The 12,807-nt window shown below is 56.8% G+C and carries 8 protein-coding genes; 5 read left to right on the top strand and 3 right to left on the bottom strand.

The features are described 5' to 3' along the window. Position 1 precedes the first annotated feature (1 nt). The 3 genes from H3T92_RS04005 to H3T92_RS03995 are packed head-to-tail and all read left to right on the top strand — an operon-like array spanning position 2 to position 5,978. Positions 2-1,087 carry a phosphotransferase enzyme family protein gene (locus tag H3T92_RS04005; RefSeq protein ID WP_144084843.1) on the top strand — a complete coding sequence of 362 codons (1,086 nt, stop codon included), beginning with the start codon at positions 2-4 and terminating at the stop codon, positions 1,085-1,087. Next, on the top strand, positions 1,087-2,559 hold the full coding sequence (locus tag H3T92_RS04000) for a UDP-glucose--hexose-1-phosphate uridylyltransferase (protein ID WP_144084844.1): 1,473 nt from the start codon (positions 1,087-1,089) through the stop codon (positions 2,557-2,559). The genes H3T92_RS04005 and H3T92_RS04000 overlap by 1 nt, the downstream gene beginning before the upstream one ends. A 38-nt stretch (positions 2,560-2,597) precedes the next feature. Then, entirely contained in the window at positions 2,598-5,978 is a 3,381-nt protein-coding gene (locus H3T92_RS03995; protein ID WP_144084845.1) for an endo-alpha-N-acetylgalactosaminidase family protein, read from the top strand. 68 nt (positions 5,979-6,046) lie between these two features. On the opposite strand, the gene H3T92_RS03990 is transcribed toward H3T92_RS03995, so the two are convergent. Together H3T92_RS03990 and H3T92_RS03985 are read right to left on the bottom strand one after the other, a co-directional pair. Continuing rightward, positions 6,047-6,910, bottom strand: a complete 864-nt coding sequence (locus H3T92_RS03990; protein WP_144084846.1) for an alpha/beta fold hydrolase — start codon at positions 6,908-6,910, stop codon at positions 6,047-6,049. Positions 6,911-6,953: 43 nt separating this feature from the next. Then, a complete protein-coding gene (locus H3T92_RS03985; protein ID WP_186279306.1) occupies positions 6,954-8,213 on the bottom strand; it encodes an MFS transporter in 1,260 nt (419 codons plus the stop codon). A 120-nt stretch (positions 8,214-8,333) separates the two neighbouring features. Here H3T92_RS03985 and H3T92_RS03980 point away from each other — a divergent pair, with 120 nt between their 5' ends. Then, entirely contained in the window at positions 8,334-9,344 is a 1,011-nt protein-coding gene (locus H3T92_RS03980; protein WP_144084848.1) for a LacI family DNA-binding transcriptional regulator, read from the top strand. An 82-nt stretch (positions 9,345-9,426) separates the two neighbouring features. Here the strand turns inward: H3T92_RS03980 and H3T92_RS03975 are convergent, their stop codons facing one another. After that, complete coding sequence (locus tag H3T92_RS03975) at positions 9,427-10,884, bottom strand: amino acid permease (RefSeq protein WP_144084849.1); 1,458 nt, start codon at positions 10,882-10,884, stop codon at positions 9,427-9,429. 302 nt (positions 10,885-11,186) lie between these two features. Between H3T92_RS03975 and H3T92_RS03970 the strand changes: the two genes are divergently transcribed. Further along, a complete protein-coding gene (locus tag H3T92_RS03970; protein ID WP_144084850.1) occupies positions 11,187-12,677 on the top strand; it encodes an amino acid permease in 1,491 nt (496 codons plus the stop codon). The last annotated feature ends 130 nt before the right edge of the window (positions 12,678-12,807 follow it).

Here is a 12,807-nt window from a genome sequence, read left to right as displayed (position 1 = left end):
TATGACGACGGTTCAAGATCAGGAGCTGGCCGCGGTTGCCGCTCGCTACCCCATCGAAGGGCGTGTGGAGAGCATTGCCCCTTATGGAAACGGGCACATCAATCAGACTTATCTAATACAAACGGACAAGCGTCGTTACATTTTGCAGCGAATGAACACCTCGGTTTTCCCTGATACGGCCTCCCTGATGCGCAACATCGAGTTGGTGACCGAATTCCTGCGCTCGCAGGGCCAGGAGACTCTGGATATCATCCGCAATAGAGAGGGCAATACATACTGCGAGCTGGCAAGTGGGGCTTGGCGGGTCTATGCCTTCATCGAGAACACGATTTCCTACGATCTGGTCCCCAGCCCAGAGGTCTTCAAGGAGGCGGGCCAGGCTTTCGGACGCTTCCAGAACTCCCTGGCGCTCTTCGACGCCTCGCAGCTGACCGAGACCATCGCCCACTTCCATGACACCCCCAAACGGTTCGAGACTTTCAAACGGACTGTTCAGGAAGATATCAAAGACAGGGCATCCACCTGCCGAACCGAGATCGACTGGTATATGGAACGTGCCGACCAGTACCCGATCATCATGGAAGGGCTGGCCGATGGATCCATTCCACTCAGGGTCACCCATAACGACACCAAGCTCAACAACATCCTGATGGATGCCGCCACCGGTAAGGCCAGGGCCATCATTGACCTGGACACGATCATGCCTGGATCCATGCTCTTCGATTTCGGCGACTCCATCCGTTTCGGCGCCTCGACAGCCCTGGAGGATGAGCGTGATCTGGATAAGGTTCATTTCAACCCCGATCTTTACCGTGCCTATGCTCAAGGGTTCCTGGGAGCCGTGGCCAGAAAGGCCGTGGACCGGGAGCTGAGCCTCTTCCCGGCTTCCTGCAGGATTATGACCCTGGAGTGCGGCATGCGCTTTCTGACCGACTACCTTCAGGGCGACACCTATTTCGCTACCGCCTACCCGGAGCACAATCTGGTGCGGACCCATACCCAGATGCGCTTGGTTGAGGAGATGGAGGCTGACGATGCCCAAATGCAGGAGATGACCGCCCAGGTGGTCGAAGAGGTGAGGAGCTGATGCTGAAACGGGTTTACCGGAGCCTTGACGCTCTGATCGGGTACGCCTGTGCAAGTCTGGACCTGGACCCGTCCGATGTCGACTGGGTTCGCAATCAGATACTGGCGCTTTTCTCCTTGGACTCCTACGATTCCGGGGATGGACCTGCTGATCCCGCCTCTGGTGGCGTCGATGATCTCCTGGAATCCTTTATACAGGCTTTGGAGGGTGCCGGACTTATGGCTCAGGATGATGCCCCTTCCATGGCAGATACGGTTATGGGAATCCTGTCCTCCAGGCCATCCCATCTGCAGTGGCGCTTCACACAGGTGGAGAGGGCCCAGGGTGGTATGGCCGCCATGCACTGGTTCTATGACTATTGCGTCAAAAACACCTACATCAAAAAGTCCCGCCTGGATAGGAACCCTCGTTTCTCATCCGGGGGCGTGGTGGTCACCGTCAACCTGGCCAAGCCGGAATTCAAGGATATGAAGAAGGCTGCGGCGGGCAACAGCACCGCAGGAGGGTACCCCAAGTGCACAATCTGCCATGAAAATGAGGGCTTCGCCGGGCGTGACAAGCGTACACTGCGGACCATCCCCCTGACTCTGGGTGGGCATGACTGGTTCTGGCAGTTCTCGCCCTATGGGTACTTTCGCGAGCATGGCATCTGTGTCAACGCTGATCACACCCCCATGCACGTGGACCAGGACACCTTCGGGAACCTGCTGGATTTTGTGGACCGTTTTCCCGGCTACTTCCTAGGCTGCAACGCTGCCCTGCCCCGCATTGGCGGATCCGTTCTGGCCCATGACCACTATCAGGGCGGAGGAGAGCGCCTGCCTATGCATCAGGCCAGGGCTTGGCGAACCTTGCACTTGGACGGCCATCCTGATACCCCTATCGAGATTCTGGACTGGCCGGGGACCGTGGTCAGAGTGGTTTCGCCATTGCGGCAGGAGATTATCGAGGCCAGCGAGACCATCAGGCAGGCCTGGGTGGATTACGATAACCCGGACCTGAACATCACCAGCCAGGGATCAGAAGGGCGGCAATCAGCCCTGTCGCCCACCCTGGTCAAGACCGACCGAGGCTACGAGATGAGCCTGATCCTGCGTAATAACGGTGTCAGTTCGGAGTTTCCTGATGGCATCTTCCATGTGCATCCGGAGTTCTATCCGGTCAAGCAGGAACCCATTGGCCTGATTGAGGCCCAGGGGCTCTTCGTCCTGCCCGGAAGGCTGCTCGGCCAGCTTGCCTGCCTGGAAGAGGCCCTGGTGGCAGGTACCGGGCTTCCCGAACAAGTAGCCGACTTCAGCCTGGAGTATGGCGAAATTACTAAGACTCTGCAGGGTTCGCATGATCCAGACAAGGTACATGAGGCCCTTAAGAGTGAGATCGGCAGTGTCTGCGCCCGGATCCTGGGCAACACCGCAGTCTTTAAGCGGCCCGAGCAGACCGAGGGGTTCCTGCGGGGGCTGGGTTGCCGGTAGTGGCGTAGATGAATAACACCAATGACAGGGGATGACCGATGGATGAAACAATCATGGGCGGACACCAGCCGATCGCGAGGCCGGGTGCCACGGACTCCTGGGAGACCCTGCGTACTCAAGTAATGGAAGTGCGCCTCAGGCCCGACTTTCCTTCGGTGATTGACTATCGGTTGAAGACGCCTCAGGCTGAAAGAACCATGCTTGGGCAGGTCCGGGATCTGCGTCTGGTGGCCATCAACGGCATCGAGATTGAGCTGGGTCCCGATCGGGTGGAGCTGGAGCGGGAGAATGAGACCAGTCTGGTATATCGACTTCATGTGATTGCTGCAGGTCAGGGGATCGATGTGGTTTTGGCGATCCGTATCTCAGTCGAGGACGCCTCTCTGAGATTCGAAGTGATCTCCATCCGGAACCAGGCCTGCCCCGATCATCTAGTCCAGACGGTGGCCTTCCCCGGACAATGCCTGATTTCCGTGGCCAGTACTCAGGCGCATGCGGAGTTTACCGGCGCTCGCATGTCTGCGGACGTCTCCATCAGTGGTGATGTACACCGGGCGGTCACCGAGCAGATGGAGGAGGACCCTATTGGGCAGGACTACATGTATGGTTTCCTCTCTGCGGATGGCCTCAGTGCCGGCCTCTGGAGCAACTCCGAACATGACGGGACCACTGCCAGCAAAACGGGAACCGGTGGTGCGCAGAACACCAGGGTTCTGGCGGTTCGCGACCAGGTGGACGGAGTCACCGTCCTCGGCCTGACCAGCGCACCTTGGATATACAACCGGGTGGTCCAGGATTCCCATGGACGCTCTTATACGGTCGGGGAGACGGACAAGCCCGCCATGGCCGTGGCTCTGGCCGGAGACCTGAATGATGACGGGGTGGTCAACTGGCAGGATGGTGCCATCGCCTTCAGGCACATCATGAACAATCCGTACGGTTCTGATGATATCCCGGATCAGGTGGCACGACGCATAGCCATGAACTTCGGCTCTCAGGCCCAGAATCCCTTCATGACAACCTTGGATAATGTCAAGCGGGTGGCCCTGGCCACCGATGGCCTAGGTCAGTCCATACTTCTCAAGGGATATGGCAACGAGGGCCACGACTCTGGCCATCCGGACTACGACGACATCGGTCGACGAATGGGCGGAGTCCAGGACTTGAATGCTTTGATGGACAGGGGCAAGGCCTATGGGGCCCGGTTTGGCGTCCATGTCAATGTGGACGAGATGTTTCCCGAGGCCAAGGCCTTTTCTGAAGACATGATTCGCAGGGACGACAAGGGCGGTCTCTGCTACGGCTGGAACTGGCTGGATCAGACCGTTGGTATCGATGGCATCTACGACCTGGCCTCGGGTGCCAGGAGGGAGCGCTTCGCCGCACTCGCCCGTGAGGTCGGTGACAGGATGGACTTCGTGTACGTGGATGTCTGGGGCGATGGGACCTCGGGGGAGGAGGATTCCTGGCAAACCAGGCAGCTCTCGAAGATTTTGACCGATAACGGGTGGGGGATTGGCACGGAGTACGCTTCGGCCAACGAGTATGACGCCACCTTCCAGCATTGGTCCCTGGATTTGACCTATGGATCCCCCCGCGACAAAGGTGAGAATTCCCAGGTCATGCGCTTTCTGCGCAACCACCAGAAAGACAGCTGGATAGGTGATCACCGAGCCTTCGGAGGCGCAGCCAACGCCCCGCTCCTGGGCGGCTACAGCATGAAGGACTTCGAGGGCTGGCAGGGGCGCAATGACTTCGATGCCTATATGGATAACCTCTACACCTGCGACCTCTCGACCAAGTTCATCCAGCACTTCAGAATCATGGCCTGGTACAACGACCCTATCAATGTCGATTCAGTACGTGACTCGACCAAAAATCAGGGGAACGAACAGATCGAGCTGGTCAATGATCAAGGTGACAGACTGATCATCTCCAGGGGTTCCAATGAGCAGGCATCGCCCGCTTACCGCGAGCGCACGATGAGGCTGAATGGCTGCGTGGTGCTTGTCGGCGATCTGAAGGCCAATGACCCCAAGGCCGACAAGCCTGGGATTGAAACTGGAACCGGCGAAGGGGCGTATCTGCTGCCCTGGGTCTGGAATGCCAAGACAGGTGACCTGCTTGATCCAGATGAGCAGAAGCTCTACCACTGGAATACTGCAGGCGGCTCGACCGCCTGGGAGCTCCCGGAATCGTGGCGCGATGCCTCTACCGTCATTGTCTACCGGCTGACCGACCAGGGCAGATCGGAGTCAAGGGAGATTCCGGTGGTGCAGGGGAGCCTCACCCTGGATGCCAAGCCCAGAACACCCTACTTGGTCTGCCGGCATGCGGGCCAGGGAGTCCAGATGGACTGGTCGGGAGAGCATCTAGTGGATGCAGGGTTCAACGGCGGCGAAAGGCTGTTCCAGTCGGTCTGGTCCGTGAAGGGGCCCGGGCGTGCCTCAATCACCAAGGGCCAGTGCGCCAATCCCATGCTCAGGCTTGAGGATTCGGTCTGTGCTGTGCAACCCCTGACCAACCTGGTGCCAGGTAGACGGTATGCCCTCTATCTAGGGCTTGACAACCGTGGCGGCCAGGTCGAGCTGAGTATAGAAGCGGACCAGGGTGGGGTGCTGGCTCGCAATATGAGCGGCCCGAGCATTGCCAAAAACTATGTCAAGGCCTATGCTCACAACACCGATGCTCCAACGACTGACGGCAGCAGCTACTTTCAGAATGCCTATCTCTTCTTCACGGCGCCTAAGGGTGGGCAGACCTGTCTGTCCTTGGCGCATGAAGGGGATGGTGTCGCGTATGTCGACGACATTCGCCTGGTCGAGAACGACTATGACGGCATCAGCCTGGACCAGGACGGTCATCTGATTGAGCTTACCTGTGACTTCGAGAATAACGTCCAGGGGATCTGGCCCTTTGTGGTAGCTGGGGCCGAAGGGGTGGAAGACAACCGAATCCACCTGGCCCAGCTGCATGAGCCCTTCACTCAGGCCGGGTGGACGGTCAAAAGGATGAATGATGTCCTCCAGGGTAACTGGTCTCTGAAAGTCAACGGTCTGACTGGAAGACGCGCTCTCCTCTTCCAGACCATTCCCCAGAACGTCCCCTTTGCGCCGGGCCGACACTACAGGGTCTCGTTCGATTACCAGTGCGGATCAGACGGCATATACGCCCTGGCAACAGGAAGAGGCGAGTATTCCGGTGAGAACTCGAACCTGCATCTGCATCCCCTGCACAAGGCTCTGGGGGTCACTGCCAAATGCGAGTTCGAGCTGACTGGCGATCCGAATGGCGGTACCTGGTTCGGCATTTACTCCACTGACAGACAACCAGATCTGGAAGGCAGCAGCGGCTCGGAGGCCAACATGGCTGGCTACCAGGATCTGGTTGTCGACAATCTGTGGATTACCAGTCTCTAGTCAAAGATTCCTGAGTCAAGAAGGAAGAGGCTACAAGGGCATCGGAATTCTTCAACCAGGGCTGATTATTAGCCTCGACTAGATTCGCCTCTCTGAATGGTCCGTGAAGCAATCTGTGCGAATTCATCCCAGAGTGGTTCCGGTATTTCATGGGCCATTCCAGAGTAAATATGCAGTTCTGAATTCCTGAGTAGCTGGGAAATCCGAATGCCGGCTTTAGGGCTGAAGAAGGGATCGCGGCGTCCATGAATGATTGCTGCTGGCAGGGTCAATTTGCCGAGCTTGTTTTGGTCCAGACTGAAGGAGTTTGTTGCAGCCTGCTGCCTCCTCCATCCGTCGGGTCGATAGCAACGGTCATACGTCAGCGCTCCCAGTTGGCGGGCTTTCTCTTCATTGAAGGGATAGGCAGAATTGACATGACAGGCTTTTTCTCGTGATACGAAAAGATCGATGGCCTGGTCGCGGTTCGATGCGACATCGAGACCGGCGTTGTTACCTGACTCGGCAGAGTCGGCAGTCGACATCCATTCCTTTCCCCAGGATGGGGCCGTGAACATGATGACGGCTGAGCTAATGCGATCGGGATAATCGACCAGAACCTCTTGTGTGATCATTCCGCCCATTGATTCGCCCATGATGTTGAAAGTCTTGAGCTTTTCTGCATCTGCAACCGCCAAGACATCATTGGCCATGTCGGTAATGTCATAAGCTTTGTCAGTTTGGTCGGGAGTTCCTGTTTGGCTGGATAGACCGACATCCCTATTGTCAAGTAAAATGGTCTGAATGCCCAGATCGTTCAGTTTCTGCACGAATCCTTTGTCCCAACCAACTAGTTGAGCTGTGTATCCTTCAATCATGATCAGGGCAGGCCCATCGACAGGACCATACTTTTCGTAATAGATGGATATGTCACCGTTGTGAGCATAGGGCATGATATTTGCTTCCTTTCATACAGTAATTTTTTAAGTACTATGGTCACTTGACCGAACGAATCAGCATCGCAAAAATTCCGCCGAGCAACGAGGTCACGATGCCAAACACGAAGACAGACACATAGGAGCCGGTGGCATTAATGAGCGTAGAACCGATCAGGGGGGCTACTGCTGCCGGAACCGAGGTGGCAATGGCTAGGATGCCAAGATCCCTGCCCTCGTTGGCCTTATTGGGCAGAACCAAGGACATGACCGCAATATCTACGGCGAAGTAGACGCCGCCTGCTGCCCCATTGATGGCCGCATAAATCAGCATTCCTGTCCAGCTATGCATAACGAGCGGGACGACGAATGAAGTCATGAAGACCAATGAGGACAGTGCGACAATCAGTTTTCTGCGGTTGAGGAGATCTGCCACCTTGCCGAAGACCACAATTGCGATTATCTGGGCGATGGTGGAGATGGTCGAAACCGTGGCAACCCCTGCCGTGGCGTTGTTGCCGGGGAGGTTTTTAGTGCCAATGTAGTCAGTCAGAATAAAGAATGTGAAATTGGATATGGCAAAAGATGCAAAGTAGAAAGCGAACCTTGATAGAAAAGCCATAGAGAAGTCCCAGTGGAGAAATGCAGAGAAGAAATGTCCTACAGCATTGAGGCTCCAACTGGAATGTTGCTTTCTCGCTGGTTTAGGCATATCCAAGGACGGGGCTTCTGGAGCAAAAAGGCAGAACAGAAGTGAAGCCAGAAGAATGAAAGCTCCAATGATCACGTATCCCCAGTGCTGGCCGGTTCGTGATACCACGTTGACGAAAATTAGGATGCCAAACGGAAGACCCAACCCAGTGACCGAAGAAGCTACTCCTCGGTTCTCCTCAGGAATCCTGTCGGGAATTACCGCGTAGATAACGCCCTGAAACCAGTTGGCGAAAAACCAGACCAAACCCGCGAAAACAATAACCATGGCGATGCTGGTCATCATGCCCATTCCAACACACATGAGTGCTGTGCCTATTGCGGAGAACATCAGCCAGGGCGTCCGCTTCCCAAACCTCGAACGTGTTCTGTCTGAAATAGCAGCGCCAATGGGAAGGATCACAGTGCCAACGATTGACTCGACCAGTGAAGCCACGGCTGTGTCATGGACCTTATTGGTCGCATTGATGCTGACGATCTGAGCAGGCAATAGAACTTGATTGATTGCTTGGTACACCCCATATAGTCCAACTATGGCTGGGAACAGAAGTACAAGAATCCGTGTGACGCTTACGGGGCGTCTGACGCTGACCGCTTCCTCGTTTTTCACAGTTGATCTCCTTCGCTCATCTTGCATCCTCGCAAGTAACACGTATTAGTAACACGTGTTACTAAGTTATAATAAACTGATCTAGGATTTTGTCAAATAGAGGTGTAGAGGGGCATCCGCATGAGCAGACGAAAGGCGAAAAGTCAGGATGTGGCAAATCGAGCTGGCGTTTCCAGAACAACGGTCAGCTTGGTGCTTAATCACCGCGCTGCCAACATTCCTGAGCAGACCCGCAAAAAGGTTCTTCAGGCAGTCAAGGAGCTCGAATTTATTCCATCTGCAGCAGCAAGGACCTTGAGAAAGGGCAAAGGATCAATTGTGCTCTGTCTGACAGTCAACGCTGAGCCTTCCTCCCGTGCGGATGAAGCATGGAGCTCCTTGAGCGAGAAACTTCATGATCGAGGCCTGGTTTGCATCTTCTCGAGAACTGCGGGTTCAACCACTCCGCTCCGTCAGCTCTTGTGGGAGATAACTCCGAGCGTAGTCGTGCCTTTTTTTGATCTGAGTGTCGATGACAAAGCCATGCTACAGCAAATGGGTATACCTGTTGTAGAGTTTTTTAGGCCGCAGAATAAAGAGGCAATAAAGGGCCAACCCATTCAGTTGTTTGCCGATTTCCAGGTCCAGCTCGGTACAGTTCAAGCGAATTATTTATTGAATAAAGGGTGTGACAAGATTGCCTATGTAGGGACTGCGACTCCGAGTAGTAGCGCCATGATGAACGATCGTATAAAGGGTGTTCGTAGAGCCCTGGAGGCAGCAGGTCTTGAACTGGTTTCCAATGGAAGTATTTCTCTTCACGACAACGGCCAGTCGGCTAAATTGATGGTCGAGAGGCTTAGAGAGGCAGAATGTGACGGGGTCTGTGCTTTCAATGATGAGCATGCTGCTCCGATTATGGCTCAAGCACAAAAGCAAGGTATACGGGTTCCTCAAGATATGCGCATAATTGGAGTGGACAATGAGCCAATCAGTGCTTATCTGCAGCCTGCATTGACCAGTATCGATTACGACAGCATCATCCCTGCATATCTCGATAGCATTGTTGCGGCATGTAACTCGTCTGCAAAACCGGCTCCAGTTGAGCGCAACGATGCCACCTTGTGGGTGGTCGAACGAGAATCTGCATGATATCAGGGGATAGTGCTCAATGCTGAGCAGAGACAACAGTCCACGCTAGAGTGACAGCTGGCTCTTCCTATCAATCCGTCATTCAGGCTCGTCGCTGGGTCAGCTGGTAGGCCGTCAGAAGGACGATCAGCCAGATGGGCCCGGCGATGACGGCTACCCGGTAGCTGGACGAGAAGCACATGAGCACCACGATCATGGCCAGGAAAGCCAGGACCGCCCAAGGGGTCACCCGCGCAAAGGGCAGCTTGAAGTGCAGGGCGTTCACAGCGCTCTCACCGGTCTTGCCCGTCAGGTCGCCCGGCCCCTCGCCTCGTGCCACGGCACGCCGGAAGAGCATCTCGGTCACCATGATCATGGACCAATTGATGATGGCCGAGATCGTGGCGATGCTCATCAGATAGTTGAAGGCGAACTGGGGCCAGAGGAAGACCACGACCACGGCCAGGGCGATGATGCAGGCCGAGGTCAGCACTCCTGCGTAGGGCACGCCGCCCTTGGACAGGCGGCTCAGGTACCGGGGGGCATTGCCCTGCCGGGCCAGGGAGAAGAGCATGCGGGAGTTGGAGTAGAGGGCCGAGTTGTAGACGCTCATGACCGCCGTCAGGCAGACGAAGTTGAGGATGCCTGCGGCCGCGTGGACTCCCACCGAGTCGAATATCTGGACGAAGGGGCTGACGACCATGCCCTGTGCGTTGGGCTTGCCGATGGCATTCCAGGGGACTACGGCCATGATCACCCCAAGCGTCAGGATGTAGAAGACCAGAATCCTCCAGATGATGGCGTTGGTGGCCTTGGGGATGGTCCGACGGGGATCGGAGGCCTCTCCGGCGGTGATGCCGATGAGCTCGGTGCCGCCGAAGCTGAACATGACCACCGCCAGCGACATGAGCAGACCGGTCCACTGGCCATTGGCCCCGTGCCGCATGAGTCCATTGGGCAGGAACCCGCCGCCTACAGTGAACCAGTTGGCGAAGGAGGCCCGCAGTCCGTTTGCGGTGGGCAGGGCCAGGATGATGACCGCCAGACCTCCGATGATCATGGCGATGATGGCCGCGATCTTGATGATGGCGAACCAGAACTCGAACTCGCCGAACTTGCTGACTCCCATCAGATTGGCGGCCGTGATGACTACCAGGAAGAAGGCCGCAGAGACCCAGGCGGGGATTGCCGGGAACCAGAAGTTGACGAAGGTGCCCACCACGGACAGCTCAACCATGGATACCAGCACGTAGTTCATCCAGTAGTTCCACCCAGAAACGAACCCTGCCCGCTTGGACCAGTAGCGGGTGGCGTAGTAGCTGAAAGCGCCGGACTTGGGGTCTTCCACGCTCATTTCGCTCATGGCCCTGACGATCATGAAGATGGCCAGACCGCCTATCAGGTAGGCGATGATGATGGCCGGCCCTGCCAATGAGATGGATTCCCCGGACCCGTAGAAGAGTCCCGTTCCGATGGCGCCGCCCAGCGAGATGAGCTGGATGTGCCTGTTCTTCAGGGTTTTGCGCAGGTTCTTGCCCTGCGACTCCTTGGGTTGATCCATGGGGATGTCATTCCTTAGGTGGTAGTGGTCAGCTGAATGTGACCGGCTGACAGGGCCAACCCTATAGGAGCCGGTCCGAGCGGAATGAGTATGCCTTTGCATTGTGGAACAGAAGCGTCCGTCATATGAGACGGTCAATTCACCGGATGGTGACCGTCAGGTCCTACCATGGGCGTCGGTGCCTGCCGTCTGCTCCCGGTTATCGACACCTCTGTGGTATTGCTGTCCTACCGGCCTTGATGGGATATCCCTTTCTGGACGGCGATAAGTAATGGGTTGTGAAGACAAGGAGGTGCAGTCGCATGAACCGTACGGGCAATGGCCCTTTGGCACAGCAGAATCAAGGTGACAGCGCCTCGGCAGGCGACGGCATGGAACGCGGTCTGAGCAACCGTCATGTACAGTTCATCGCCATCGGCGGCACCATCGGCACCGGGCTCTTCCTGGGGTCGGGCAAGTCCATAGCCCTGACCGGTCCCTCCATCATCCTGGTCTACATCGGGGTGGGGCTGATCATGTACCTGCTCATGCGGGCCATCGGCGAGCTCATGTATCGCAGCCCCGTCCAGCACACCTTCATCGCCTTCATCAGCCGCTACCTGGGCCAGGGGTGGGGGTCCTTCGCCGGCTGGTCCTACTGGATCGTGCTCATCCTGATCGGCATGTCCGAGCTGACTGCCGTGGGCACCTACTTCGTCACTTTCTTCGGCACCTTCGGCATTGATCTGAGTGCCTGGCGGGGTCTGATCGAGCTCTGCTTCCTGGCGGCCATGGTGTGCATCAACCTGATTGCCGTGCGGGTCTTCGGGGAGACCGAGTTCTGGTTCTCCATGATCAAGATCACCCTGATCCTGGCCATGATCGCCACGGCCGTGGTCATGGTCATCATGGGCTTCCACTATCCGGCCGTTCGCATGCCGGGCCAGGATCGGATCAGCCCGGCCGGTCATGCGGGCCTGGACAACATCACCACCGGCCTGAGCATGGCGCCCAACGGGTGGATGGCCTTCTTCATGAGCTTCCAGATGGTCTTCTTCGCCTACGAGATGATCGAATTCGTGGGGGTCACCGTCTCCGAGACCCAGAATCCCCGCAAGGTCCTGCCCAAGGCCATCAACCAGATCATCCTGAGGGTGCTGATCTTCTACGTGGGCGCCCTGGTCGCCATCATGCTGATCGTGCCCTGGCGCTCCTTCCGCCCCAACGCCGACGGCAGCTTCACCTCGCCCTTCGTCATGGTCTTCCGCTACGCCGGCGTCGACTGGGCGGCCGCCCTGGTCTTCTTCGTGGTCATCACGGCAGCCAGTTCCTCACTGAACTCCCTGCTTTACTCCGCCGGCCGCAACCTCTTCCAGCTGGCCGCCGCCGGCCACTCTCCGGTGATGCGCAGCCTGCATACGATCTCGCGCCGCGGCAAGGTGCCCGCCCGGGCCATCATTCTGTCTGGGGTGTTGATCCTCTTATCCCCGGTGCTACATCTGCTGCCCGGCTTCGAGAACACCTTCGTCCTGTTCACCTCCTGCTCGAGCGCGGTCATCATCTTCATCTACATTCTGACCCTGCTTGCTCACCGCCGCTACCGGACCAGCCCGGACTTCATGCCTGACGGGTTCGTCATGCCGGCCTACCGGGTGACTGGAGCCGTTGCCATCGCCTTCTTCGTCCTGATCTACCTCTCGCTCTTCCTGGCTCCCGACACCAGGTATCCAGCCATACTGGGATTGGTCTGGCTGCTGGTCTTCGGCGGCATCTGCCTGTGGAAGCACAGGGGTGAGCCGTTGCCGGGCGACTGACCGTCTGCGAGCGCGGGCGCATTATATGGCCTCAAAACACTATAAACAAGTCTGTTTTTCCACTTGTGCTTGAGCTAGATTGATTTTCGGTAGTTGTCAAATCGGCCCTCGTTTCTCGCAGGTTCGATTA

The sequence above is a fragment of the Bifidobacterium sp. W8112 genome, from assembly GCF_016101425.1.
Taxonomy (GTDB): domain Bacteria; phylum Actinomycetota; class Actinomycetes; order Actinomycetales; family Bifidobacteriaceae; genus Bombiscardovia; species Bombiscardovia apousia.
This window is presented reverse-complemented; position numbering and strand designations above follow the sequence as displayed.